The sequence below is a fragment of the Microbacterium sp. AC035 genome (assembly GCF_979258485.1).
Genome location: NZ_OZ409858.1, coordinates 661790 through 687467, shown reverse-complemented (window position 1 = coordinate 687467; position 25678 = coordinate 661790). Strand labels below are relative to the sequence as shown.

Annotated in this window: 24 protein-coding genes and 2 tRNA genes; 10 read left to right on the top strand and 16 right to left on the bottom strand. The window is 67.6% G+C overall.

From position 1 onward, the window contains the following. The first annotated feature begins 52 nt into the window (after positions 1–52). Entirely contained in the window at positions 53–601 is a 549-nt protein-coding gene (locus tag ACZ0AA_RS03225) for an ArsR/SmtB family transcription factor (protein ID WP_056308008.1), read from the top strand. Continuing rightward, the gene (locus ACZ0AA_RS03220; RefSeq protein WP_463512130.1) at positions 598–1839 is read left to right on the top strand and encodes an MFS transporter; all 1242 of its coding nucleotides are present in this window, start codon (positions 598–600) and stop codon (positions 1837–1839) included. Before ACZ0AA_RS03225 ends, ACZ0AA_RS03220 begins: the two co-directional genes overlap by 4 nt. A gap of 170 nt (positions 1840–2009) precedes the next feature. Here ACZ0AA_RS03220 and ACZ0AA_RS03215 read toward each other — a convergent pair. Then, positions 2010–2082 (bottom strand) — tRNA-Glu (locus ACZ0AA_RS03215). A 153-nt stretch (positions 2083–2235) separates the two neighbouring features. Here ACZ0AA_RS03215 and ACZ0AA_RS03210 point away from each other — a divergent pair. Both ACZ0AA_RS03210 and ACZ0AA_RS03205 read left to right on the top strand, forming a co-directional pair. Further along, on the top strand, positions 2236–2874 hold the full coding sequence (locus tag ACZ0AA_RS03210) for an MBL fold metallo-hydrolase (RefSeq protein WP_463512129.1): 639 nt from the start codon (positions 2236–2238) through the stop codon (positions 2872–2874). 2 nt (positions 2875–2876) lie between these two features. Next, positions 2877–3755, top strand: a complete 879-nt coding sequence (locus ACZ0AA_RS03205; protein WP_463512128.1) for an aminoglycoside phosphotransferase family protein — start codon at positions 2877–2879, stop codon at positions 3753–3755. Here the strand turns inward: ACZ0AA_RS03205 and pepN are convergent. Next, on the bottom strand, positions 3752–6235 hold the full coding sequence (gene pepN / locus ACZ0AA_RS03200) for an aminopeptidase N (RefSeq protein WP_400860702.1): 2484 nt from the start codon (positions 6233–6235) through the stop codon (positions 3752–3754). The two genes, ACZ0AA_RS03205 and pepN, sit on opposite strands and share 4 nt — an antisense overlap. A gap of 82 nt (positions 6236–6317) precedes the next feature. Between pepN and ACZ0AA_RS03195 the strand changes: the two genes are divergently transcribed. Both ACZ0AA_RS03195 and ACZ0AA_RS03190 read left to right on the top strand, forming a co-directional pair. Continuing rightward, on the top strand, positions 6318–6764 hold the full coding sequence (locus ACZ0AA_RS03195) for a MarR family winged helix-turn-helix transcriptional regulator (RefSeq protein ID WP_463512127.1): 447 nt from the start codon (positions 6318–6320) through the stop codon (positions 6762–6764). A 36-nt stretch (positions 6765–6800) separates the two neighbouring features. After that, complete coding sequence (locus ACZ0AA_RS03190) at positions 6801–7658, top strand: 3-hydroxyacyl-CoA dehydrogenase (RefSeq protein ID WP_463512126.1); 858 nt, start codon at positions 6801–6803, stop codon at positions 7656–7658. Positions 7659–7664: 6 nt separating this feature from the next. Here ACZ0AA_RS03190 and ACZ0AA_RS03185 read toward each other — a convergent pair whose 3' ends face one another. Then, entirely contained in the window at positions 7665–8624 is a 960-nt protein-coding gene (locus tag ACZ0AA_RS03185; RefSeq protein ID WP_400864595.1) for a DNA topoisomerase IB, read from the bottom strand. 182 nt (positions 8625–8806) lie between these two features. Between ACZ0AA_RS03185 and ACZ0AA_RS03180 the strand changes: the two genes are divergently transcribed. Further along, positions 8807–9691 carry a hypothetical protein gene (locus ACZ0AA_RS03180; protein ID WP_400860707.1) on the top strand — a complete coding sequence of 295 codons (885 nt, stop codon included), beginning with the start codon at positions 8807–8809 and terminating at the stop codon, positions 9689–9691. Between the two features lie 52 nt (positions 9692–9743). Here the strand turns inward: ACZ0AA_RS03180 and ACZ0AA_RS03175 are convergent. Both ACZ0AA_RS03175 and gltX read right to left on the bottom strand, forming a co-directional pair. Beyond that, a tRNA-Gln gene (locus ACZ0AA_RS03175) sits at positions 9744–9815 on the bottom strand. 169 nt (positions 9816–9984) lie between these two features. After that, the gene (gltX, locus tag ACZ0AA_RS03170) at positions 9985–11490 is read right to left on the bottom strand and encodes a glutamate--tRNA ligase (protein WP_463512125.1); all 1506 of its coding nucleotides are present in this window, start codon (positions 11488–11490) and stop codon (positions 9985–9987) included. Positions 11491–11664: 174 nt separating this feature from the next. Between gltX and ACZ0AA_RS03165 the strand changes: the two genes are divergently transcribed. After that, the gene (locus ACZ0AA_RS03165; protein ID WP_400860711.1) at positions 11665–12909 is read left to right on the top strand and encodes an acyl-CoA dehydrogenase family protein; all 1245 of its coding nucleotides are present in this window, start codon (positions 11665–11667) and stop codon (positions 12907–12909) included. An 87-nt stretch (positions 12910–12996) separates the two neighbouring features. On the opposite strand, the gene ACZ0AA_RS03160 is transcribed toward ACZ0AA_RS03165, so the two are convergent. The 6 genes from ACZ0AA_RS03160 to ACZ0AA_RS03135 form a co-directional block, all read right to left on the bottom strand. After that, positions 12997–13761 carry a class I SAM-dependent methyltransferase gene (locus ACZ0AA_RS03160; protein WP_400860713.1) on the bottom strand — a complete coding sequence of 255 codons (765 nt, stop codon included), beginning with the start codon at positions 13759–13761 and terminating at the stop codon, positions 12997–12999. Continuing rightward, a complete protein-coding gene (locus ACZ0AA_RS03155) occupies positions 13758–15014 on the bottom strand; it encodes an MFS transporter (protein WP_400860714.1) in 1257 nt (418 codons plus the stop codon). The genes ACZ0AA_RS03160 and ACZ0AA_RS03155 overlap by 4 nt, the downstream gene beginning before the upstream one ends. Further along, positions 15011–15787, bottom strand: a complete 777-nt coding sequence (locus ACZ0AA_RS03150; RefSeq protein WP_463512124.1) for a fumarylacetoacetate hydrolase family protein — start codon at positions 15785–15787, stop codon at positions 15011–15013. Before ACZ0AA_RS03150 ends, ACZ0AA_RS03155 begins: the two co-directional genes overlap by 4 nt. A gap of 82 nt (positions 15788–15869) precedes the next feature. Beyond that, positions 15870–16970 carry a branched-chain amino acid aminotransferase gene (locus tag ACZ0AA_RS03145; protein WP_400860718.1) on the bottom strand — a complete coding sequence of 367 codons (1101 nt, stop codon included), beginning with the start codon at positions 16968–16970 and terminating at the stop codon, positions 15870–15872. 60 nt (positions 16971–17030) lie between these two features. Then, positions 17031–18074 (bottom strand): 3-isopropylmalate dehydrogenase, encoded by a 1044-nt coding sequence (locus ACZ0AA_RS03140; RefSeq protein WP_400860720.1) that lies wholly within the window; start codon positions 18072–18074, stop codon positions 17031–17033. A gap of 75 nt (positions 18075–18149) precedes the next feature. Next, complete coding sequence (locus ACZ0AA_RS03135; protein WP_463512123.1) at positions 18150–19685, bottom strand: MFS transporter; 1536 nt, start codon at positions 19683–19685, stop codon at positions 18150–18152. Between the two features lie 111 nt (positions 19686–19796). On the opposite strand from ACZ0AA_RS03135, the gene ACZ0AA_RS03130 reads away from it, so the two are divergent. Next, positions 19797–20342, top strand: a complete 546-nt coding sequence (locus ACZ0AA_RS03130) for a TetR/AcrR family transcriptional regulator (protein ID WP_463512122.1) — start codon at positions 19797–19799, stop codon at positions 20340–20342. Between the two features lie 79 nt (positions 20343–20421). Here the strand turns inward: ACZ0AA_RS03130 and serA are convergent, their stop codons facing one another. The 3 genes from serA to ACZ0AA_RS03115 form a co-directional block, all read right to left on the bottom strand. Then, positions 20422–22026, bottom strand: coding sequence for a phosphoglycerate dehydrogenase (serA, locus tag ACZ0AA_RS03125; RefSeq protein WP_400860723.1), 1605 nt, complete (start codon positions 22024–22026; stop codon positions 20422–20424). 114 nt (positions 22027–22140) lie between these two features. Further along, positions 22141–22494 carry a hypothetical protein gene (locus ACZ0AA_RS03120; protein ID WP_463512121.1) on the bottom strand — a complete coding sequence of 118 codons (354 nt, stop codon included), beginning with the start codon at positions 22492–22494 and terminating at the stop codon, positions 22141–22143. Then, positions 22491–23015 carry a hypothetical protein gene (locus ACZ0AA_RS03115; protein WP_463512120.1) on the bottom strand — a complete coding sequence of 175 codons (525 nt, stop codon included), beginning with the start codon at positions 23013–23015 and terminating at the stop codon, positions 22491–22493. Before ACZ0AA_RS03115 ends, ACZ0AA_RS03120 begins: the two co-directional genes overlap by 4 nt. Before the next feature lie 76 nt (positions 23016–23091). Between ACZ0AA_RS03115 and ACZ0AA_RS03110 the strand changes: the two genes are divergently transcribed. Further along, positions 23092–24027 carry a hypothetical protein gene (locus tag ACZ0AA_RS03110; RefSeq protein WP_463512119.1) on the top strand — a complete coding sequence of 312 codons (936 nt, stop codon included), beginning with the start codon at positions 23092–23094 and terminating at the stop codon, positions 24025–24027. Between the two features lie 66 nt (positions 24028–24093). Here ACZ0AA_RS03110 and ilvC read toward each other — a convergent pair whose 3' ends face one another. Then, positions 24094–25122 carry a ketol-acid reductoisomerase gene (ilvC, locus tag ACZ0AA_RS03105; protein ID WP_400860731.1) on the bottom strand — a complete coding sequence of 343 codons (1029 nt, stop codon included), beginning with the start codon at positions 25120–25122 and terminating at the stop codon, positions 24094–24096. 45 nt (positions 25123–25167) lie between these two features. Further along, on the bottom strand, positions 25168–25677 hold the full coding sequence (ilvN, locus tag ACZ0AA_RS03100) for an acetolactate synthase small subunit (RefSeq protein WP_042541743.1): 510 nt from the start codon (positions 25675–25677) through the stop codon (positions 25168–25170). Position 25678 lies beyond the last annotated feature (1 nt).

Below are 25678 nucleotides of genomic sequence, written 5' to 3'. Positions count from 1 at the left end.
GGGTATACAAGAAGTCTTGTGCGAATTTGGACCCGGATTTACCGTTGCATCCATGGAAGACATCTCGGTGATCACGGCGGTGCACCACCCGCTGCGCCGCCGCATCTACGACTACCTGCTGCTGTACGGCACCTCGCAGGTAACCACGCTCGCACGATCGCTCGGGAGTCAGGTCGGGAGCATCAGTCACCACCTGAGGATGCTCGAACGAGCCGGGCTCGTCGAACGCGATGAAGACCCCTCCGGCGACCGTCGTACCAGCTGGTGGAAGCTCGCTCGACGCGGCCTCACCTGGTCGGCGGAGGACTACGTCGACTCCCCCGCCGACGCTCTGCTGGCACGCGAGGCGCAGCGCCAGGGAATCCGGATGCAGATCGATCGCCTTCAGCGGTGGCAGCGACGCCATGGCGACCCCGCCTATGCGGCGTACGATGCCTCGAACACCGAGACGACCGCCTGGGCGTCTCCTGACGAGCTCCGGGATCTGAGCGCGCGCCTTCTGCGCACGATGGAGGAATGGCGGGCGTCCGTCGACCTCGAGGACGGGCAGGAGCGCACGCCGATCTTCTTCTTCGCGCACGCGTTCCCGACGACGCCATGAGCACCGCGGTCGACCCCGTGCAGCTGTCGGAGCCACCGGCGTTTCGACGAGACCGCCGTGTGCACGCCTGGATCGCCGTCAAGGCGCTCTCCGATGCCGGGGATGCCCTGTGGACCATCGCCCTCGCCTGGACGGCCGTGCAGACGGCCTCGCCCGCGATCGCCGGGCTCATCGTCGCCGCCGGGACGATCCCCCGGGCGATCGTGCTGCTCTTCGGCGGTGTGATCGCGGACCGCTCCGATGCCCGGCGGGTGATGATGCTCTTCAACGTGCTGCGAGTCGGCGTGCTGGTCTCCGTCGCCCTCTGGGTTTTCGCGACCCCGCCGACCGTCGGCGTGCTGCTGTTCGCGGCGATCGCCTTCGGAGTCTGCGACGCGTTCTACGAGCCGTCGGCCGGAACCGTCGCCCGCCAGCTCGTACGCCCGGGCGATCTCCCCTCCTATGGTGCGCTCGCACAGACCGCGTCGCGCCTCGGAACCATGGCCGGCGCGGCGATCGGCGGCGTGCTCGTCGCCTACACGGGGCTCGTGGGCAGCGCGGCCGTCAACGCCCTCACATTCAGTCTCGTCATCGCCTTCATCGCGATCTGGCTCCGGCCGCGCTTCCTGCTCGCCCGCGCGGCGAAGGAGTCCACATTGCACGGCATCGCCCGCGGATTCACCCATCTCGGCAGTCACCCGACGACGCGCACCCTCGTCGTCGCGCTCTCGGGACTCAACCTCGCGGTCGGCCCGGCCGTGGGGATCGGGCTCGCGCTGCGCGCGCACGACGAGGGATGGGGCGCCCAGGCGGTGGGACTGTTCGAGGCGCTGCTCGGACTGGGTGCGGCGCTCGGCGCCGTCTCGGTCGTGAAGTGGCGACCGCGAAGAGAGGCGTTCGCCGGCTTCTGGGCGCTCGTCGTGCAGGGCGCCGGAATCATCGCACTCGGCTGGGGCCCGGCGTGGGCGGTCGCGACCGCGGCCTTCGTCATCGGCGCAACTGCGGGGTACGCCTCGGTCCTCCTGAGCGCCACCTTCTCTGCCACGGTCGACACCGCCTACCTCGGCCGGATGGGCTCGATCACCCGTCTCGGTGACGACTGTCTCATGCCCGTCGCCATGGCGGGGTTCGGTCTGCTGGCCTCGATCACGGCCGTCTGGGTGCCGTTCGCTCTCTTCGGCGGCACGATGATGGCGCTCATAGTTCTGCCGCTGAGCAACCGCACGTTCCGGCAGCTCGCCCTCGCACCGACGACCTGACCGCGCCTGCGGCCGCTCCCGTCGACAGCCTCCCGTCGCCGCTAGAGTCGTCGCTCTCGCACTGTGGTTGACGGGGGCACGCAGGAACGCTGCCTGACCTCCTCGCGGGCGGCGGTGCGCCCCGGATACGACGAAAGCCCTCGGAGAACCGAGGGCTTTCGTGTGTTGTGTGACCCCAGCGGGATTCGAACCCGCGTTACCGCCGTGAGAGGGCAGCGTACTAGGCCGCTATACGATGGGGCCGTCTGGCGGAACGTTTCCGTGCCGCGACAACTCAACAAGTATGCCATGACGATTCTCGCGCCGCCAAATCGAGCCGAGCCATCATCGATTCCCGGGCGTGGCGCACCGGCTCGACGGTTTGCCAGCGAGGCCGCGAAGGAGTTGACTCACCTCATGCGCATCACGAAATTCGAACATGCCGCTCTTCGCATCCAGCAGGGCGATGACATCCTCCTGATCGATCCCGGCTCATTCACCGCTCCCCTGAACGATCTCTCGGGTCTCGTCGCCGTCGTGATCACCCATGAGCACCCCGACCACTGGACGCCCGAGCACCTGGATCGGATCCTCCGCGCCGCCCCCGGCACTCCGATCTACGCTCCCGCTGGCGTTGCCCGTGCGGCCGAGGGCTACGACATCTCAGTGGTCGCTCCGGGCGAGACCGTCGAGGTCGGCGCGTTCACGCTCCGCTTCTTCGGCGGCACGCACGAGGTGATCCACTCGTCACTTCCCACCGTCGAGAACGTGGGCGTGCTGGTCAACGACGACTTCTACTACCCCGGCGATTCCTACGCGGTGCCGGAGGGCGTCGAGGTCGGCACGCTCGCCGCTCCGCTCGGGGCCCCCTGGCTCAAGATCGGTGAGGCCATGGACTACGTCCTCGCGGTGCACCCGCGTCGGGCTTTCGGCACTCACGACATGACCTTGTCTGTCGCAGGCAAGACGATGCACCGCCAGCGACTGCAGTGGGCGACCGAGCAGGGCGGCGGAGAGTTCTCTGTGCTCGAACCGGGCGACTCGCTCGACATCTGACCGTGGCGGACTCCCCCTCCGCCGAGTACTCGCTCGACGAGAGCGGCGTACGAGAGCTTCTCCGGCGAACCCGCCCCGATCTCGCCGGCCTGCCACTGAGACAGTTCGCCGACGGCTGGGACAACTCGATGTGGAGACTCGGGTCGGAGCTCGTCGTGCGACTGCCGAGGCGCGAGCTCGCCGTGCCCCTCATCGCGAACGAGCAGCGCGCGCTACCCGTGATCGGCTCTGCACTGGCGGCCATCGGCATTCGGTCTCCCGTCCCCGTGATCGCCGGGGAGCCGAGCGAGCACTTTCCACGTCCTTGGTCGGTCGTCCCCTGGATCGCCGGAACGACAGCGCTCGCATCGTCACGTTCGGACAACACGGCGTGGGCGCCGCGACTCGCAGACGCCCTGAGTGCGCTGCATGTCCCCGCCCCTGCGGATGCTCCGCTCAACCCGGTTCGAGGACGCGCCCTGAGCACTCGAGACGACGCGATACGGCCACGACTCGACGCATTCGCGAATCGCACGACGCTTCGAGACGCCTGGGCCGCGGGTCTCACCGCATCGGTCTGCTCGGAGCAGGTCTGGATCCACGGCGACCTACACCCGGGCAATGTGCTGGTGGCAGACGGCACGCTCACTGCGCTCATCGACTTCGGCGACGTCACGGTCGGCGACCCCGCCTACGACCTCGCGTCGTCGTGGATGATCTTCGACGCATCAGGTCGCAAGACCTTCCGCAGAGCGACCGGAGCCCGATACGACGAGGCCACCTGGATCCGCGCCAGAGCGTGGGCGGCGTACATCGCCCTCGTCCTCCTGACCCAGAGCGACGACCGACCCGAGTACTTCGCCGTGGGGGCGAGCACCGCCGACGAACTCGACGCGGACTAGCCCTGCAACGCTCGAACGCGCAGCGCTCGGGTCAGGTGATCACGCTGCTCGATCACGATCCGGCGCAGCGCCGCAGGCGCCGAGCTGTTGTCCTCGAGCCACGCATCCACGAGATCGAGCGACGGCGAGGCGGGGAACAGCCCCACGACCAGCCGCTGAGCCAGCTCGATGCTCCTCGTGCCCCACGCGTCACCGATCCTCTCGAAATACTCGGCGTCGAACCCCGCGATGAGATCACGGCGTCCGCCAGCCCGGAAGCCCGCGATCACGGCATCCAGATGATCGTTGCTGAGCGTTCCGTCGTTCCAGGCTGCATCCCAGGCTGCGGCCCTCACCGCGGCATCCGGTTGCGCGGCGAGTGCCCTGCGAGCAGCCGTGCGACCGCTTCCCGTATCGTCGGACTCCAGCTGGGCGGCGACGTCATCGGCCCCTGCGTGTCCTGTCGTGACGAGAGCTGTGAGCAGCTGCCACCGCAGATCAGGGTCGATGGTGAGACCCGCCGGGGCTTCGCCGCGCAGAAGCGCGCGGACCTCCGTCGCGTGCACGTCGTCGAACACCGACGCGGACGCGAGAGCACGCGCCCATGACAGCTGCGCATCGCTGCCGGCATCCGATGCCTGCAGCGCAGCCCAGGACGTCTCCACCCACGCCCGCTGCTCATCCTGTCGCTCGTGGTCGCTCGCATAGTTCCGGATCGCGAAGAGGGTGTTCGCGAGTATGCCGGCGAGCAGACCGATGTTTGGCTCGTGCGGGGCATGCGCGCGCACGATCGAGGTGTATCTCGCCACCGTCAGCTCGCCGTCGCGCGTGGCGTTCCAGAGTGACGACCACACGACGGCCCTCGCGAGCGGATCGTCGATGGAAGACAGCGATTCGTGCACCGTCGTCAACGAGGTGTCGTCGAGCCGAACCTTGGCATAGGTGAGGTCGTCGTCGTTGAGAAGCACGAGATCGGCGTCCGGGACGTCGATCGGCGTCCGCTCCTCGTGGATGTCGAGCGCGAGCTGGTCGCGACGGACCACCCGCCCGTCGACGCGGTGATAGAGACCGATGCGCAGACGATGCGGGCGAGGATCGCTCTGCACGAGTACGGCGCCGCCATGCGCCTCACGCTCGAGGCGCAGCGTGGAGACCCCGGTCGTCTGCAGCCATGCCTGCGACCACTCGGTCATGTCGCGGCCGGACACCGCGCTCAGCTGCACGAGGAAGTCGTCGAGAGTCGTGTTGCCGAAGGCGTTCGCGGCGAAGTACCGACGGGCACCCTCGAAGAACGCCTCATCACCGACGAAGGCGACGAGCTGCTTCAGCACCGCGGCACCCTTGGCATAGGTGATGCCGTCGAAGTTCAGCTTCGCCGCCTCGAGGTCGGTGATGTCCGCGACGATCGGGTGGGTCGTCGGCAGCTGGTCCTGCTGGTAGGCCCACGCCTTGCGGTTGGCGGCGAACTTGACCCAGGCGTCATGGAAGCGCGTCGCCACCGCTGAGGCATGCGAGCCCATGTAGTCCGCGAAGGACTCCTTGAGCCACAGGTCATCCCACCACTTCATCGTCACCAGGTCGCCGAACCACATGTGCGCCATCTCGTGCAGGATCGTGTTCGCCCGTGCAGCGCGCTGGGCGTCGGTCGCAGCGCCACGCGAGAGGTACGCCTCGGTGAACGTCACGAGTCCCGGGTTCTCCATCGCTCCGAGGTTGTACTCGGGCACGAAGATCTGGTCGTACTTGCCCCAGGGATAGGGGTAGGCGAAGGCATCCGTGAAGAAGTCGAGCCCCTGGCGCGTGATCTCGAGGATCTCCTCGGACTCCAGGTACTGCGCGAGCGACTGCCGAGCGAACACGCCGAGCGCGATGCGCTGATCACCGCGCGCCCATTCGCCGTCGACCCGGGCGTAAGGTCCCGCCGCGACGGAGGTGATGTAGCTCGAGATCGGGAGCGTCGGGGCGAACTCCACACGCTGCACCCCGACTCCGGCGTCGACGGTCGCCGCGACCTGGTTCGAGAGCACCTCCCAGCCCGCAGGGGCATCGATCACGAAGGTGTACGGCGCCTTGATGTCCGGCTGCTCGAAGCAGGCCATCACGCGTCGCGAGTCGGCCGGCTCGTACTGCGTGTACAAGTAGGTCCGGTCATCGACGGGGTCGTGGAACCTGTGCAGCCCCTCGCCGGAGCGGCTGTAGCTTCCGACCGCCTCGACACGCACCACGTTCGTGTCGGAGAGGTCGTGCAGCTCGATGCGCGCACCGTCGTAGACCACATCGCGCTCGACGCCGTTCACGACGACTCGCTCGACGTTCTCTCCGATGAAGTCCAGCCAGGTCGAGTGCGCAGTCGTGGTGAACTCCAACGTGGTGGTCGTGGAGAACCCGCTGCGCGCCCGCTCGGGTGCACCCGTGAGGTCGAGTTCGACGCGGATGCTGCTCACGGAGACGGCGGCGGATCGCGCCGCAGTCTCCTCTCGCGAGAGATTGGCTGTGTCCATGTCTCCATCCTTCCATCTGAGGTCAGCGGAGGAGGACGACCATTGCGTTGCATCACGCAACAAACAGGCGTAGAGTTGCACTATGCAACAGCAGGAGGGTTCATACGGACGCCAGAGCGACAGCGCCGCCGTCCTGCGATCCCTCGTCGCGATCACGCGTCGCGGCCTCGTCGACGCACGGGCCGAAGAACCGAGCCTGTCGATCACCGATCAGTCCATCGTCATGGCGATCGCCGACGCCCCTGGGATCCGTTCGACGGACATCGCCCGCATGTTCCGCCTCAACCGATCGACCGTGTCGCGTCAGCTCTCGACGCTCGTCTCTCTCGGCCTGGTGCAGGAGACACCGTCATCTTCAGGGCGTGGCCGTCCGCTCGAGCTGACAACCGAGGGCGAAGAAGTCTTCCGCAACACGCTGCGTTCGCTGCAGGGCGTGATCGATGAGCATCTCGCCCGATGGACGGATGCCGAGGTGCAGCGCTTCGCGCATGACCTCCAGCGCTTCGACAGAGGCGACGAACCTGCCTGACCCACGGCCCACAAGGCCACCAGAGGAAGAAGAGAAATGAAGAACATCACCGTTCTCGGCACCGGCGTGCTCGGATCGCAGATCGCGTTCCAGACCGCCTTCCACGGCTTCGATGTCGTCGCCTACGACATCGATCAGCCTGCGCTCGACCGCGCGGCCGAGCGCTTCGAAGGTCTGGTGGGGCGCTACGTCGCCGACGGAGTCGAGAACGCCGCAGACGGCGGTGCGCAGGCGGCGATCGGCCGCATCCGTCTCACATCCGACCTCGCTGAAGCCGCAGCCTCGGCCGACCTGATCATCGAGGCTGTGCCGGAGAGCCTCGAGCTCAAGCAGGGCATCTACCGAACTCTCGCCGACGCCGCACCGGCGAGGACGATCTTCGCGACGAACTCCTCGACCCTGCTGCCCAGTGCGCTCGCAGAGTCGACGGGGCGCCCGGACCGTTTCCTCGCCCTGCACTTCGCGAACGAGATCTGGTCTCACAACACCGCCGAGGTCATGGGCACACCCGCCACCGACGCCGCCGTCTACGAGAAGGTCGTCGAGTTCGCGGCTCAGATCGGCATGGTCCCGATCCAGATCAAGAAGGAGAAGGCCGGGTACCTGCTGAACTCGCTCCTCGTGCCCTTCCTCCAGGCCGGCGCCGACCTGCTCGTCGACGGGATCGCCGAACCGGAGGCGATCGATGCCACGTGGCGGATCGGCACGGGCTCCCCGGCTGGCCCCTTCGAGATCTACGACATCGTCGGGCTGACCACGGCATACAACATCTCCCGGATGGGAGGCGAGAAGCAGCAGCGCTTCGCCGAGCTGCTCAAGGAGCAGTACATCGACAAGGGCAAGCTGGGCGTGGCGACCGGTGAAGGTTTCTACACCTATCCCCGAGAGAGCTGAGTCCCCTCAGCGCCCGAGCAGCCGGCGGATCGCTGTCTCGGGCGAGACGCTCAGGTCGAGTGTCCGCCCACGTGCGTAGAGACGGAAGACGCGCGGGTCGATATAGCTCCCCCGCGCCACCGCGAGCGTGTTGCCGAGTGCCGTCGCCGTCGCCTGGACAGCGAGGCGCTCGGCGCGCCGCCGCTCGTTCTTCGTCTCGAGTCGACCGATCCGTGCGAGGGCGTCAGCCGCGAGGATCGTGCCGTGCAGCGTGCGGAAGTCCTTCGCCGTGAAAGCCGTCCCGGCGACCTCCCGCAGGTAGTCGTTGACTTCGCCCGACGTCAGGCGCACGCGTCTCCTCCCCTTCCGATAGGCCAGCAGAGGCGCACGCGGCGACCCGACGGCGAACTCCGAGAGCGCATCGGCCAGCGGTGCGTCCGTGATCTCGATGGACGCGACCTGCTTGCTCTTGGCGGGGAAACTCAGTGAGACGGTGCTTCCGTCCACTCGGACGTCACGGCGACGCAACGTGCTGAGCCCCCGGCTGCCGTGCTTGACGAGATATCGTTCCGACCCGATGCGCAGCGCGGCGTCGTCGAGCAGACGGAAAGACACCGCCAGCGCCCGCTCTCGCGTCAGGCCCGGTCCGCCGATGGCGCGCGTGACCTTGGCCCTGGCCGCAGGCAGGGCCGCTGCCAGCTTGAGCGCTCGGGCGAACTTGCGCTGATCCCTCCCCGTGCGCCAGAGCGGGTGGTAGAGATACTGGCGCCGGCCCGCGTCGTCGGTGCCGACCGCTTGGATGTGCGCGAGCGGGTCGGCGGCGATCCAGACGTCCTTCCAGGCCGGGGGAATCGCCAGATCGCGGATGCGCTCGCGATCCGGCTCGTCCACCGGCGTGTTGCCGGCATCGACGTATCGGAATCCGGAGCCCGATCTCACACGCCGGATCCCCGGCGTCTCGCCGGGCACAACTCTCGTGAGCGCCATCCTCGTCCTCTCGCCGCATCGTGCGTCGTCGATCACGATGCCGTCGCCACGTCGTCCGGTGAAGGGCATGGCGCCGGATGCCTTCGACCTGCTAGGTGATGGCGATCAGGCCCAGGAGGCCCTCGTCAGAGCCGACGCATGAGGATTGTCGACAGCACCGGGCGTCTGACATCCTCATCACTATGACGATGACACTCGAGGAGTTCCGCGAATCCCTGACCAGAGCAGATCTGCGGGCCGCCCTCGGGTTGCAGCTGACGGATATCGAGGCGGGGCAGGTCGCCGCTGACCCGGCCTCCACTCAGAGCTGGTACTCGTACTGGCTGTCGACTCAGCCGACGCCCCCTCCGCCCGCGTACGACGCGCGGTCGCACGACGCTCCTCCGCCCGCGCAATACGACGGCATCCCCTCCCCTGACGTGCAGCAGACCACACCGCTGCCAGGCGTGCTCGCAGGCTCGCCCGAACCCGCCTACGCAGCGGCTGAGGCGTACCCGGGGTATGGGGTCGCTCCCGGCGCTTCACCCGTGTATCCGGGTTCTCCGGTGGCGCCCGACGGCGAGTCCGGCAAGAGGAAGCGGGTCGGATTGTGGGTGACCCTGTCGATCCTCGGTGCTCTGCTGCTGATCGTGGCGATCGTCGTGGTCTTCGCCTTCGCCACCGCACGTCATTGGACGAAGACCGATGTGGCTGAACAACCCGAGACCTTCCACAGCGAAGAATACGAGACCGGCCGCGTCGACGTCACGATGGATGACGTGAACCCGTGCTCGGTGAACCAGGACTGGACCGACTGCACGAACCTGATGGTCGCGACCTATACGGCCGCCTGCGTCGATGTCGAGCTGACCGAGACCGCGACGCTCCTGTGCACGGAGTACAGCGCCGCGATCGACGAGATGAAGGCACAGGACGGCGACGGCTTCTACGTGGCGACCCTCGGCAGCTATGGGAGCCTGCATCAGACACCTGAGATCGACACTCGCCAGGTCTCCAACGACGACTACAAGCCTGCCGTGACCCACGAGGCGGTGTGCTACCTCGAGTTCATCGGCGAGTGCGAGTAGGCAGTCCGCCAGAAACGACGAAACCCCCGCCTGAGCGGGGGTTTTCGTCTTGCTGGGGTACCTGGACTCGAACCAAGAACAACGGAACCAGAAACCGCCGTGTTGCCAATTACACCATACCCCAAGGGCGAAACCGGAGTCTCGCACCGAGAGTCAAGCTTACCCGAGCCGTGGCCCGAATGCCAAAACGCCTCGATCCGTCCGGGCGCGTCGCCCGCCGGTCGCTGCAGGCACTCGACGATCACGACGGGCAGGAGAGCACCGAGCCGATGCTCCCCCGCCCGACGGCATCGTCAGTTCGCGAGGAACTCCGACAGCGACCGGAGGCGCCGCAGCGACTCGTCCTTGCCCAGGAGCTCCATGGACTCGAACAGCGGGGGCGAGATCCGACGGCCGGTGATCGCGACTCGGGGAGGGCCGTAGGCGATGCGAGGCTTGAGCTCGAGCTTCTCGACGAGCGCCTCGGCGAGCGCCTCCTGGATCTTCTCGGGCGTGAACTCGGTGACCGGCTCGAGCGCGACGACGCAGGCATCGAGGACCTCACCGGCGTTCGCGGGCAGCCCCTTGAGCGCGTCGGCGTCGTATGAGACATCGTCGGTGAAGAGGAACCCGACCATGCCAGGCACGTCGCCGAGCAGCTGCACGCGCTCCTGCACGAGCGGCGCGACGCGGAAAGCGAGCACGAGCTGCTCGTGCGTGGGCTCATCGAAGAGGCCCGCGGCAGCGAGGTACGGGATCGTCCTCTCGGCGAAGTCCTTCTCGTCGAGATTGCGGATGTGGTCGCCGTTGATCGACTCGGCCTTCTTCTGATCGAAGCGTGCCGGGTTCGGATTCACGTCGACGATGTCGAACGCCTCGGTGAACTCGTCGAGTGTGAACACATCACGGTCGTGGCCGATCGACCAGCCGAGGAGCGCGAGGTAGTTCAGCAGCCCCTCGTGGATGAAGCCGCGATCCCGGTGCAGGAACAGATCAGCCTGCGGGTCGCGCTTCGACAGCTTCTTGTTTCCGGTCTCCCCCAGCACCAGGGGCATGTGGGCGAAGCGGGGCACGAACGTGGTGACCTCTGCCTCGATCAGCGCCGCATAGAGCGCGAGCTGGCGAGCCGTCGACGGCATCAGGTCTTCACCGCGCAGGACGTGGGTGATGCCCATCAGCGCGTCGTCGACCGGGTTCACGAAGGTGTACAGCGGGATGCCGTTCGGACGCACCACCACGAAGTCCGGGAAGGATCCTGCGGGGAAGGTGACCTCGCCACGGATCAGGTCGACGTAGGTGAGGTCCTCGTCCGGCACTCGCAGACGGAGCGCGGGCTGACGCCCCTCGGCGCGGAACGCGTCCTTCTGCTCCGCCGTGAGGTCCCGGTCGTGGTTGTCGTACCCGAGCTGCTTGGCGCGGCCGGCGGCCTCGTTGCGAGCGTCGATCTCCTCCGCGGTGGAGAAGCTCTCGTACAGGGCACCGGAAGCGAGGAGCTTGTCGATCACGCCACGATAGATGTCGTGGCGCTCGGACTGACGGTAGGGAGCGTGCGGGCCGCCGACCTCGACGCCCTCGTCCCAGTCGATCTTGAGCCAGGTCAGGGCGTCGACGAGCTGTCGGAAGCTCTCCTCGCTGTCGCGGGCAGCGTCGGTGTCCTCGATGCGGAACACCATCTTCCCGCCGTTGTGGCGGGCGTACGCCCAGTTGAAAAGGGCTGTGCGGACCATGCCGACATGCGGCAGTCCGGTCGGCGAAGGGCAGAAGCGGACGCGTACGTCGGCTCCGCTGGCGGTCGTGGTGAGGGGGTGCGGGGTAGCCATATCCCATTGATTCTAGTTGCCGGGTGCCGTCTCGACCGCTCCGATCCGCCCGCCATCGCGGCCCGGTGACGAGTGGTCACCGTGGGTAACAGTCCCTCACCCTGGGTAACAACCCGCACTCGGCCCCGTCGCGCTCCTATCGTTGCCGCATCGACCAACCGGAAGGGTGACGACGTGACAATCACGGATGCAGTGACGACAGGCCTCAGCGATCGCTGGAGGGGCGCACCACGACCTCAGACGAGCCTCGAATGGATCGACCGCGCCGAGGAGGTGGCCGACATCCTCGCGGTGGATGCCGTCGAGAGGGACCGGGCGAACGCGACGCCCCGGGCCGAAGTCCAGCTGCTCAAGGACTCGGGTCTCGTCACGCTGCTGGGCCCTCGCGACCACGGCGGTGCCGGCGAGAGCTGGGACACCGCGTACCGGGTGATCAGGGCGGTGGCCCGCGGCGACGGCTCGCTCGGACAGGTCCTCGGCTACCACTACCTGTGGGCGTGGGCCGCCCGTCTCGTGGGAACGGAAGAGCAGATCGCCGCGGTCGAGGAGCTGTACACCGCGAACGACCTCGTCTTCGGCGGCGCCGTCAACCCCCGAGACTCCGACCTCGTGGTCCGCGAGGACGGCGACGACCTGGTGTTCTCCGGCAGGAAGTCCTTCTCGACAGGTGGACAGATCTCAGATCTGACCGTTCTCGAAGGCGTCCTCGAAGGCACGGAGACGCACATCTTCGCGATCGTCCCCACGGCGCAGGAGGGAATCGTCTTCGCGAACGACTGGGACAACCTGGGCCAGCGACTCACCGAATCGGGCTCGGTCGAGATCCGGGACGTCCGCGTCCCCTGGTCCGCGGCGGCCGGCTTCGTCGATCGGGTGTTCCAGCCTCTGACCTACAACACCCTGAACGTGCCGACCATCCAGCTCGTGTTCGCGAACTTCTACCTCGGCATCGCACAGGGTGCGCTCGAGACGGCATCCGCCTACACCCGATCCACCACCCGCCCTTGGCCGTATGGCGGCGACGACAAGCAGCATGCGACGGACGAGTGGTATCTGCTCGAAGGCTACGGCGAGCTGGCCTCGAAGCTGTGGGCGGACGAAGCACTGCTGGATGCGGTGGGCTCCGAGATCAGCGCGGTGCTGCACGCCCCGCGCGAAGAGCTCACTGCACGCAGACGGGGCGAGATCGCCGTGCGCATCGCGGCGGGGAAGTTGCGCATCATCGACGACGGCCTGGAGGTGGCCACGAAGATCTACGAGCTCACCGGTGCACGCGCGTCCGCCAACTCGGTCGGCCTCGACATCTTCTGGCGCAACCTGCGCACGCACAGCCTGCACGACCCGATCGCGTACAAGAAGCGGGAGGTCGGCGACTACGTGCTCCGCAATGAGGTGCCCGAGCCGACCTGGTACACCTGAGCTCCGCGCTGCCGCACCCTCGGCGCCGCTCCCGCGCAGGCGGTCTCGGCGCCGAGGGATCGCGGAGCACTCCGACCGCGCCCGGACTCAGCGCCGCGACGCGACGGCGACCGCAGCAGAATGGGCCAGCGGAAGGCGGCCGGCGATTGAGCGCTCGTCGCACACGGAGTCGAAGGCCGCGCGGAACGACCGCCGACCGGTGTCGTCGAGTGCTCGATAGAACTGCCCGGCTCCCCCGACGCCTCCCTCGGCGGACGCCCACAGCGCTGTCGACTTCACCGACCACGTCCAGGTGATCTCCCTCACCTGCGGGCGCACCCACCCCGCGTCGTCGAGCATCGTCGCGAAGCCCTCGACGGTGCGCTCGAAGTCCTTCTCCGGCGGCAGTCGCTCCCCCGTCGCAGGAATGAGTGCCGCACGCTCGCACACCTCTCGCCAGAGCCACGTCGGCGAGTTCGTCCAGATCGTGGCCGCGACGAGGTCGGCGGAGACACGGAGCAGCTCACCGGCCGATGCGCGCGGGTCGGCGACGTGGTTCAGCACGAAGTTCGCCACGACGACGTCGAACTGGCCGTCCTCGAAAGGCAGGTCAGGCAGCGTTCCGTCGCGCACCGGAATCGCGGGATGCTCGCGCAGCGCCACGTCTCGCATCGTCGGCTCAGGCTCGCATCCGGTCGCTTCCCAGCCGGCATCGGCGAATGCGGCCGTGAGCATTCCTGTGCCCGACCCCACGTCGAGCAGCGTCCGCTCCCCAGGGGTTCCGAACGCTCCGAGCAGGGCCTCCGCGGTCCCGACGCAGAGCGACGCGTAGGAGTCGGCGTATGCGCGTCCGGTGCCCGCCCAGTCCTTCATCCGCGAGAGCGGCCGAGCGGCGACAGCACGACGATGGCGATGACGATCACCGATGCCGCGATCCCGAGCCCTGCGTACTGGAAGTTCGCGAGCACCACACCCGCGAGCACAGCGCCTGCTGCGGCCGAGAGACTCATCAGCGAATCGCTGCGGCCCTGCCTGCGCGTGCGGATCTCGGGGGCACTCGACTCGGTCAGCAGCGCGGCCCCTGCCACCGTCGCCGCGCTCCATCCGAGCCCCAGCAGGATGAGAGCGACGATCACGCCCCATTCCCGATCGTTCGCGAAGACGGCGAAGGCGAGCGCCCCGGCGAGAAGGATCTGACCCAGCAGAACCACTCGTAGCCGCCCCCATCTGTCGGCGAGGATGCCGAAGACGGGCGACAGCGCGTACATGCCTCCGACGTGCAGGGCGATCGTGATGCCCACGAGCGCCGAGACATCGGCCGGGGTGGGCGCCATGCCGTGTGCACCGTGCGCCATATGGGCGAGGTGGACAGGGGTCATCGCCATGACGGAGGCCATCACCACGTGCGAACCGGCCACCGCGAACATCGCGTAGCGCGCGACCACAGGTCGGTCGGCGACGACAGTGCCCGTCGCCTTCGCGGCCGCCGAGGCGAGCCGCTGCGCTGCCAGAAGCGGGTCGGGCCGGAGCGCAACGAGGTACAGGACGAGCGCGACGCACTGAGCGACGAACGAGAAGGCGTACGAACCGGTCTGTGGCGGCATGCCGATCGCGGCCCCGACGATCTCCCCCGGCCCCAGCAGCAACGGCCCAGCGACACCGCCGATGGTGGTCGCCCAGACCACGATCGAGAGGTCCCTTCCGCGATGCTGCGGTGCGGCGAGGTCGGTCGCGGCGAACCGCGATTGCAGATTACCCGCATTGCCGGCGCCGATCATCAGGATGCCGACGAGCAGCAGCGGGAACACCCGCAACGACGCCGCGAGGATCACCACCGCGATGCCGACGAGGGCGAAGAGGTTTCCCAATGTGAGGGCTCGGCGTCGGCCCATCTTGGCAGCCAGGCGCGCGAGCGGGATGGCGCACAGCGCGGCGCCGAGGGTGACGGACGCCGTCGCGAGCCCCGAGAGTGCGTCGCTGCCGGAGATGTCGGCTGCGAGAAGCGCACCCAGAGACACCGTCGCCCCGAAGGCGATCCCGCCCAGGACCTGCCCTGTGGAGAGAACCAGCACGGTTCTCCGTTGCACCGCTGTCTGCTGAGCCGCCGTCAGGGCGACCACGGTCATGATGCGCGCACGGCGTCGCGCACGGTGTTGCGCAGAATACCCAGACCGGTGATCTCGACCTCGACGGTGTCGCCGGCGACGAACTCGCCCACACCGGCCGGTGTGCCCGTCAGGATGACGTCGCCTGGCAGCAGTGTGAAGGCAGCCGATGCGTGCTCGATGATCGCCTCGACGGAGTGGATCATGTCGGTCAGCGGGGCCTTCTGACGGACCTCGCCGTTGACTCGGGTCTTGATCGTCGCGACCGACGGATCGAACTCCGTGCTGATGGTCGGGCCGAGAGGGCAGAACGTGTCGAAGCCCTTGGCCCGAGCCCACTGGCCGTCCTTGCGCTGGAGGTCACGCGCGGTGACGTCGTTCGCGATCGTGTAGCCGAGGACGTGGTCGAGAGCGTCCGCCGCCTTCACGTTCTTCGCGACGCGTCCGATGACGACAGCCAGCTCGCCCTCGTATTCGGTCTGCTCAGAGATCGAGGGGCGCACGATGGCGTCACCGGGGCCGATCACGGCGGTGTTGGGCTTGAGGAACAGCAGCGGCTCCTCGGGGGCCACTCCCCCCATCTCGGCGGCATGGTCGTGATAGTTCTTGCCGACGCACACGATCTTGGATCGAGGGATGACCGGCGCGAGGATCACCGCATCGGCGATCGGGACACGGTCTCCCGTGGGCTCGTACCCGGCGAAGAGCGGATCGCCCGCGAGGACGACCAGGTCGGTGTCGTCGACGATCCCGAAGAGGATGGCGTCGTCATGGCTGAATCGGGCGATCTTCATCCCACCAGCCTAGCCAGAGTGCCGGACGACGAGGCCCCGCTGTGCAGCGTGCGCACAGCGGGGCCTCGTCAGTGCGACGTGCTCAGGCGTCGAGGCGCAGGAGCCAGCCGTGCTTGTCGTCCCGGCGGCCGTACTGGATGTCGGTGAGCTCTTCACGCAGCGACAGAGCGAGCTCGCCGAGCGGCTGCGGCTCGTCGAATCCGTCGCCCACCAGGGCGCCGATCGGCGTCACGACCGCGGCGGTGCCGCACGCGAACACCTCGACGATGTCGCCGGATGCCACGCCCTCGCGCCACTCGTCGATCGAGATCGGTCGCTTCTCGACCGTGTAACCGCGGTCCTCTGCGAGCTGGAGCAGAGAATCCCGGGTGATGCCCTCGAGGATGCTGTCGGACTCGGGCGTGACGACCCGGCCGTCCTTGAAGACGAACACGACGTTCATGCCACCGAGCTCTTCGACGTTGCGCTCTTCATCGAGGAACACGACCTGGTCGCAGCCCTTCGACGCTGCCTCGCTCTGAGCGAGCAGGCTCGACGCGTAGTTCCCACCCGTCTTGGCCTTGCCCGTGCCGCCCTTGCCCGCTCTGGCGTAGTCCTCCGAGAGCCAGATGCGCACGGGCTTCACGCCGCCGCTGAAGTAGGCGCCCGCGGGGCTGGCGATCACGTAGTACGCGACCTTCTGCGCCGCGCGGACGCCGAGGAAGGCCTCCTTGGCGAACATGAAGGGGCGCAGGTAGAGGCTCTGGTCGGCCCCGGACGGCACCCAGCGGCCGTCGACCGCGATGATCTCGCGCAATGACTGGATGAAGTACTCGGTCGGCAGCTCGGGCAGCGCGAGTCGACGTGCACTGGCCTGAAGCCGGGCGGCATTGCGGTCGGGGCGGAAGGTGTGGATCGAACCGTCTGCGTGACGATAAGCCTTGATGCCCTCGAAGATCTCCTGCGCGTAGTGCAGCACGGAGGCAGCGGGGTCGAGCGGGATCGGACCGTACGGCTGCACGCGCGGGCGGTGCCATCCGCCCTTGACGGACCAGCAGATGTCGACCATGTGATCGGTGAAGACCACGCCGAAGCCGGGGTTCTCGTGAACCTCGGCGACGCGTCCCGGCGTCGCGGCGGTCAGGTTCTTGGTCACCGCGAACTCCAGTGGAGCCACGGTGGTCTCGGCGTCGATGGTCGTCATCTCGTCATCCATTCCTCGTGCGGCGCGCATCCTCGCGCCGTCTCAGCCTACGCCTGTCGGTCAGAGCAGAGCAGTGATCGCGGAGCCGATCTCCGCCGTGCTGCGCGCACCCGAGCGGGTCGCGATGTCGGATTCGACGGCGACGCTCACACGAGCGGCCTCCGTAGCGAATCCGAGGTGGTCGAGCAGCAGCGCGACCGACAGGATGGCCGCGGTGGGGTCGGCCTTCTGCTGACCCGCGATGTCGGGAGCGGATCCGTGCACCGGCTCGAACATCGACGGGAACGCACCGTCGGGGTTGATGTTGCCCGAGGCGGCCAGGCCGATGCCTCCGGTGACCGCGCCGGCGAGGTCGGTGAGGATGTCGCCGAACAGGTTGTCGGTGACGATCACGTCGAAGCGCGAGGGGTCGGTCACCAGGAAGATCGTCGCTGCGTCGACGTGCAGATAGTCGACAGCCACATCGGGGTGCTCGGCGGCGACCTCGTTCACGACTCGCTGCCAGATGGCACCGGCGTGCACGAGCACGTTGGTCTTGTGCACGAGCGTGACCTTCTTGCTGCGCCGCTCGGCGAGGTCGAAGGCGTAGCGCACGACTCGCTCGACGCCGAACGCCGTGTTCACGGAGGTCTCGTTGGCGACCTCGTGAGGTGTGCCCTTGCGGATCGCGCCACCGTTGCCGACGTATGGACCCTCGGTCCCCTCGCGCACGACGACGAAGTCGATCGTGCCCGGGTTCGCGAGCGGTCCGGGAGCACCCGCGAACAGCTTGGACGGACGCAGGTTGACGTAGTGGTCCAGCGTGAAGCGCAGCTTCAGCAGCAGGCCACGCTCGATGTTCGCGTCCTTGAGCCGGGGGTCGCCCGGCGTGCCGCCGACCGCGCCGAGCAGGATCGCATCGTGCTCGGAGATCGACTGGAGGTCGCCGTCGGTGAGCGTGTCCCCCGTCTCGAGGTACCGGGCCGCACCGAGCGAGAAGCGGGTCTTGTCGAACGTCACATCGCTGGAGGCGGTGACCGCATCGAGTACCTTCTCGGCCTCGGCGACGACCTCTGGGCCGATTCCGTCACCGGGGATGACGGCCAGCTTCACGACACGCGACATGACACTCCTTGCATCGGGATGAACCGGCCAGCACTCGGGCGGATGCCGAGCGGGCCGGTTCTCCCAGAGTACTGGTCAGTGCGTGGGAGCCTTGCGCAGTGTGACGGCCGCGATCCCTCCGGCGAGGACGACCAGCCCCGCGCCGATCAGCGAGGTCACCATGACGCCCGAGCCGAATGCCGCGGATGCCGCGTCCCACAGCGCATCTCCGAGCTGTGCCGGAAGCTCCTGCGCGGCCGTGTAGGCGCCTGCGAGCGTCTCGGTCGCTGCATGCGCGGCTTCGGCGGGAATGCCATCCGGAACTACGAGCGCGCCTCGGTAGAACGCGGTGATGAGGCCACCGAGCACTGCCGTGCCGAGAACGGCGCCCAGTTCGTAGGCCGTCTCCGACACGGCGCTCGCCGCTCCCGCCTTCTCCGCCGGAGCGCTGGAGAGGATCAGTTCGTTCGAGATCGTCTCGGCGCCGCCGATGCCGATCCCGAGCACGACGAACGCGAGGATGAGGGGGGCGACGCCGTGGTCGACCGTCGTGAACGCGACGAGCAGGTAGCCCGCCACCGAGAAGACGAGTCCTGCCGGGACGAGGATGTGCGGGGGCACCCGACGCGAGATCGGCACCACCGAGAGCCCTGCCACGATCATCGCGACCATGCCCGGGACGAGTGCTGCTCCCGCGGTCATCGGCGAGAGGCCGAGCACCAGCTGCAGGTGTTGCGAGACGAAGTACAGGAAGCCGACCAGCGCGACCACGCTCAGCAGGTTCACCAGGATCGCTCCGGAGAACGAGCCGCGGCGGAACAGTGCCATGTCGAGCATCGGCACCTCGGCGCGCGTCTGACGTCGCACGAAGAGATAGCCCATGGCGACGCCGAGCAGTGCCCATGCTGCGGCCGTGAGACTCGGACCGTCGACGGCGAGCGACTTGATCGCGTAGACGACGGGGATCATCGCGGCCATCGAGAGCACGATGCTGACGATGTCGATGCGCCCCGGGTTCGGGTCGCGGCTCTCCGGCACCAGCAGAGGCGCGGCGATGAGGAGCGGGATGAGCACCGGCACGGCGATCAGGAAGACGGACCCCCAGTCGAAGTGCTCGAGCAGGAACCCGCCCACGATCGGACCGAGCGCAGAACCGGCGGAGAACGCCGACGCCCACACGGCGATGGCCAGGCGACGCTGGTCGCGGTTCTGGAAGATCGAACGCAGGAGCGACAGCGTCGAGGGCATCAGCATCGCCCCGAAGAAGCCGAGAAGTGCGCGAGCGGCGATCAGCAGACCCGCGGTCGGCGCGAAGGCTGCGAGAACCGAGACTGCGGCGAAACCGGTCGCACCGATCAGCAGCATCCGACGACGTCCGAAGCGGTCACCGAGGGTTCCCATCGTCACGAGCAGGCCGGCGAGCACGAGCGGGTACACGTCGATGATCCACAGCTGCTCGGCACCTGTCGGTGCGAGTGCGATCGATATCTCAGGGAGCGCGAAGCTCAACACCGTGTTGTCCACCGACACCAGGAGCACCGGCAGCATGAGGACGACGAGCGCCGCCCAGCCGCGGGCTCCGACGCGGGGAGCATCCGTCTCTGTCGTCGGGATCGACGCAGTACGGGTCATGGAACACCTCTCAGGATCACGACGGCCTCGTTACTAAACCGTCCAGATGGTATAGTAACAGAATCGTCACACTGCCGCGCTACTGTGATGCAAGACGAACAGAGGACCCCGATGCCCCGACCTCCCCTGGCCCGAGAACGCGTTCTCGACGCCTTCGAAGCGATCGTCATCGAAGACGGTGAGCGCGCAGCCACCCTCGACGCGACAGCCAAGGCCGCCGGCGTGTCGAAGGGCGGGCTGCTCTACCACTTCGGATCGAAAGAAGATCTGGCCGCAGGGCTGATCGAACGCCTCGACGCGCTCACGACGGCGGATCTCGAGCGTATGACGACGGCAGAAGAGGGGCCGGTGGCGTACTACGTGCGCACCTCCGTCATGGAGGACGATGCGCTGGATCGCGTACTGATCGCTGCGACGCGACTCGCCCAGGGCGGCTCGGCTCCGGCAGCCGACGCGCTGCGCAGGAACCGGGACCGGTGGGAGGACACGATCCGCCCCCACGTGCGGGATGCAGCGAGCCTCGACCTCGTGATGCTGCTGAGCGACGGGCTCTATTTCAACAACTCGCTCGATGTGCACGGACCGGAGCGATTGGTCCCCCGCAGCGACGAGCTCTCCGACCTGATCGCTCTCGTGCTCCGCACGACGGCACCCTGACTCCCGGCCCCACACGCAGAAAGCGGGAGGGCGGCCTTTCGGCCTGCCCTTCCGCTCCGCTGATCCGGGTCTGCGCTGTTCAGATGTCGGTGATCTCGATCTGACGGAACAGGTCGGCGTCGATCTCGCTGCGCAGGTCGTCGAGGAGGTCGTCGGACACCGGCGAGTCCAGCGTGAGCACGCTGAGGGCCTGGTCGCCGGCGCCGAGACGCGAGATCTGCATGCCCGCGATGTTGATGCCCGCCTCACCGAACTTCTGCCCGTAGACCGCGACGATTCCGGGGCGGTCGGTGTAGAGCATCACGACGTGGTGCTTCTCGATCGGCAGCTCGAGTGCGTGGTCGTTGATGGCGACCAGTTTCTCGGCCTGCTTGGGACCGGTGAGGGTGCCGGACACCGAGAGCTGCGATCCGTCCGAGAGCGCGCCGCTCAGGGTGATCACGTTGCGGTACTCGTCGCTCACGTCGTCCTGGAGCAGGCGGACCGCGATGCCGCGCTGGTCGGCGAGCAGCGGAGCGTTGACGTACGAGACCGTCTCGCTGACGATGTTCGTGAAGACGCCCTTGAGCGCCGCGAGCTTCAGGACACTGACGTCGAAGTCGTTCAGCTCGCCGTGCACCTCGACGTCGAGGCTCGTGAGAGGCGAGGTCGCGAGAGCGGCGAAGATCTGACCGAGCTTCTCGACGAGCGAGATACCGGGGCGGACATACGGATCGATGACGCCACCGGCGACGTTGACCGCGTCGGGAACGAGGTCGCCTCCGAGCGCGAGACGCACGGAACGCGCGACCGAGACGCCAGCCTTCTCCTGCGCCTCCTCGGTGCTCGCACCGAGGTGCGGCGTCACGACGACGTTGGGGAGGTCGAGCAGCGGACGAGCGGTTCCCCCCTCGGCGGGCGGCTCGGAGGTGAAGACATCGAGGCCTGCACCGGCGATCTCACCGGCGACGAGGGCCGTGTGGAGTGCCTCTTCGTCGATGAGGCCACCGCGGGCGACGTTCACCACGAAGGCGGTCTTCTTCATGGCCTTGAACTGCTCGGCGCCGATCATGCCGGTCGTCTCGGGCGTCTTGGGCATGTGGATCGTGAGGAAGTCCGCCTCAGCCACGAGCTCGTCGAGTGAAAGGAGCTGCACGCCGAGCTGCTGCGCGCGGGCCGACGTGACGTAGGGGTCGTACGCGACGACGCGCATGTCGAACGCGGCGAGGCGGGCGGCGACGAGCGCACCGATGCGGCCGAGCCCCACGATGCCGACGGTCTTCTCGAAGAGCTCGGCGCCCGTGAACGAGCTGCGCTTCCACTGGCCGGCGGCGAGCGAGGCGTGTGCCGCCGGGATGCGACGGGCGAGGCTGAGGATGTGTCCGACCGTGAGCTCGGCGGCGGAGACGATGTTCGACGTCGGAGCATTGACGACCATGACGCCGGCCGCGGTGGCCGCCTTGATGTCGACGTTGTCGAGTCCGACACCCGCGCGGGCGACGACCTTCAGCTTCGGCGCGTGCGTCAGCGCCTCCTCGTCGATGTGCGTCGCCGAGCGGATCAGCACCGCATCGGCCTCTGCGAGCGAGGCGAAGAGCGCCTCACGATCGGTGCCGTCGACGTTGCGGACGTCGAAGTCGGGGCCGAGGGCCTCGATCGTGGCGGGAGAGAGAACTTCGGCGATGAGCACGACGGGCTTCGGCACAGGGATCCTTCGGGGCAGCGCGACAGGGGGCCGATGCGCCGCACACCATGGGGGCGCGATCACCTCAACTGTACCCGAGCGCTCCTGCTGCTCCGTGCCGTGTGACGGTGTGGATCAGACCACCGACGTCACGAGCTCCGACAGGTTGAGGATGCTGTAGCCGATCAGACTGAGCCAGAACACCGCCACCACGCCGAGGCCGGCCAGCAGCACCAACGCGAGTTCGCCTGCTCGACGCCGTCGACCGATCCCATAGGCGAAGACGAAGACGATCACCGGGAAGACCACACCGAAGAGGAGCGTCACCCAGCCGATCCCGGTGAGTCCGCTCTGTGCCATCGAGATCAGGTGGGCCACGGCGTTCCAGACCGCGTAGGCGTAGAAGAGCCCTGCGATGCCGAGAACGACCGCGCTCAGCCGCCGAGGAGATCCGGTGGTCGCCGGCTGTGCCGACTGCTGCTCGGTCATGATCCGATCACCCCCACCGTCACGAAGGGCCACGGCACGAGGAGCACCACTCCGAGCAGGAGCAGGCCGATGCGGATCCAGGCGGCCTTGGCCCGGGTGAGGACCCACACCGCGAGGAACCAGAGCGCGGGCGCCGCCACCGCGAGCACGAACCACGGCACGTACATGGCATCGGCGACGATCAGATTGGCGAGCGGCTTGAGCCGCAGGCCTCCGACGACCCAGCCGATGCTGTAGAGCAGGTATACCCCACCGACGACCCCGAGTGTCAGGAGCATCGCTGTGCTGAGGTGAGTCGCTTCCGGCTCCTCGGGCATCGTGACCGAGCCATCCGTCTCGACGCGCCCGACGGCCTCGCTCCCCCGGCCGACGGCGTTCCACCCGTCCGGCAGGGCTGCATCTTCGGAGGCGCCACCACGGGGCGCGGATGCCTCTCTGTCGGACTTCTCGGGTGCGGGCGCCTTCGGTGCGACGCCGTCGTCACCGTCCCAGCTCAGGGCGTCGTCGGAATCGGAAGTCATGTCCCCAGCGTAGGACACGTCGTCCACTATGCTCGGGGGCATCTGGGCCACCGGGGCCCTCTCCGGAAGGACGATCGTGGCCGAGCAGAACAAGAGCGCCGACCAGAGCCCCTCTGACGGCTCCGTCGACGAACCCGCGGCCGGGTGGAAGCCGACGGCCGCCGCCAAGTCCAAGGCCACGATGTTCCGCTGGATAGCGGCCGCGCTGTGGGCGATCGCCATCGCGTCCGAAGCGGTCGCGATCTTCTGGCTGCTCCGCCAGCGTGAATACGTCGGCGAGGACGGTGCCCTCGTCCGTGATCCGGATACCGGTCTGCTTGAAGACCGCGGCGTCACCGTGGTGTTCCCGCAGTGGGCGTTCATCACGCTCCTCGTGCTGCTCGTGGTGATCGCAGCCCTCGCCATCACCGGTTCGATCCTGTGGAAGAAGGCGAACCGTCTCGACCCCGCGCGCAGGTCCGAGACGGTGCGCTTCTTCGTGCAGAACCAACTCGGCGCGATCATCGCGATCGTCGCGTTCCTGCCCCTGGTCATCCTCATCTTCCTCAATAAGGACATGAGCAAGGGCCAGAAGACCACCGCCGGGATCGTCGGCGTGGTCCTCGCTCTGCTCGCCACGGTGATCGGAGTGGACTTCAACCCGCCGTCCGTCGAGAAGTACACGGCAGATCAGTCTGCGGTGATCCAGCTCCTCGGCAAAGACGAGGTCGTGTGGGTCGACGGAGGCGCGGTCTACCACGTCTGCGAAGACGTGTCGGACATCCAGACGGGCAGCGAGAAGCGCATCGGCACCACAGCAGAAGCCGTGGAGGCCGGCAAATCCCGCCTCACGCTGAAGTTCGCATCCGAGCTGAACACATGCGGTCTCGCTGTGCCGCTCAACGCGGACGACATCGAGGCGGCACTGCGTGAGATCCAGGGCGGCCAGGTCGACACCGTACTACCCGCACCCGTGTGGGCGAACGGTGACGACGCCCCCGCCGTGGTGGAGGACGCGCCCGCCGCGGAGTGACTCCCCCGCCGCAGGACGAAGGGCCCGGTGCGGATCGCACCGGGCCCTTCGAATATCGAACCAGCGTCAGCGCGCAGCGCTGCCGTCGACGTAGTCCTCGTCCTGCTGCTTCCATGCGAAGAGCGAACGCAGCTCCTTGCCGGTGGCCTCGATGGGGTGCGTCTCCTCCTTGGCCCGCAGTGCGAGGAACTCCTCGCCACCGTTGTCCTGGTCGTCGATGAACCGCTTCGCGAACGCGCCGCTCTGGATGTCGGCGAGGATCGCCTTCATCGACTCCTTGACCTCCGGGGTCACGACGCGGGGACCCGACACGTAGTCGCCGTACTCGGCCGTGTCGGAGACCGACCAGCGCTGCTTGGCGATGCCGCCCTCCCACATGAGGTCGACGATCAGCTTCAGCTCGTGGAGCACCTCGAAGTAGGCGATCTGCGGCTGGTAGCCCGCCTCGGTGAGCGTTTCGAAGCCGGCCTGCACGAGGTGGCTGACGCCACCGCACAGCACGGCCTGCTCGCCGAACAGGTCGGTCTCGGTCTCTTCGGTGAAGGTCGTCTTGATGACACCGGCACGGGTGCCGCCGATGGCCTTCGCGTACGACAGGGCGGTCGCCCAGGCGTTGCCCGATGCGTCGCGCTCGACGGCGATGATGTCGGGGATGCCGCGACCGGCGACGAACTCGCGACGGACGGTGTGGCCCGGCGCCTTCGGAGCGACGAGGATCACGTCGACGCCCTCAGGAGCGTCGATGTAACCGAAGCGGATGTTGAAGCCGTGCGCGAAGGCGAGCGTCTTGCCCTCGGCGAGGTTCGGGGCGATGGACTCGCTGTAGATCGTGCGCTGGTGCTGGTCCGGCGCCAGGATCATGATGAGGTCGGCCCACTGCGTCGCGTCCGCGACGGTCTTGACCGCGAATCCGGCCTCCTCCGCCTTCGGCGCCGACTTCGAGCCCTCCTTGAGAGCGATCGCGACCTCGACACCCGAGTCGCGAAGGTTCTGCGCGTGCGCGTGACCCTGCGAGCCGTAGCCGACGATGGCGACCTTCTTGCCCTGGATGATCGACAGATCGGCGTCTGCGTCGTAGAAGATCTCGGTGCTCACTGGTTTTCTCCTTGATTGGTGTTCGTGTACGTGTGTGAAGTCTGATCAGCCGCGCAGGACGCGCTCGGTGATGCTCTTGCCGCCGCGGCCGATGGCGAGGAGACCCGACTGCGCGATCTCCTTGATGCCGAACGGCTCGAGGGCGCGGAGCATGGCGTCGACCTTGCCCCGATCGCCGGTGACCTCGATCACCAGCGCATCGGACGCGTAGTCGACGACAGAAGCGCGGAACAGGTTCGCGACCTCGATGACGTTCGACCTGTTCGCGTTGTCGGTGCGGACCTTGACGAGCATGTGCTCCCGCTGCACCGAGGTCGGGAAGTCGAGCTCCACGATCTTGATGACGTTGATCAGCTTGTTGAGCTGCTTGGTCACCTGTTCGAGAGGAAGATCCTCGAGGTCGACGACGACGGTGATGCGCGAGATGCCAGGCACCTCTGTCACACCCACCGCGAGCGAGTCGATGTTGAATCCGCGGCGTGCGAACAGACCCGCGACACGGGTCAGCAGACCGGGGGTGTTCTCCACGAGGAGGCTCAGCACGTGAGTCGACATG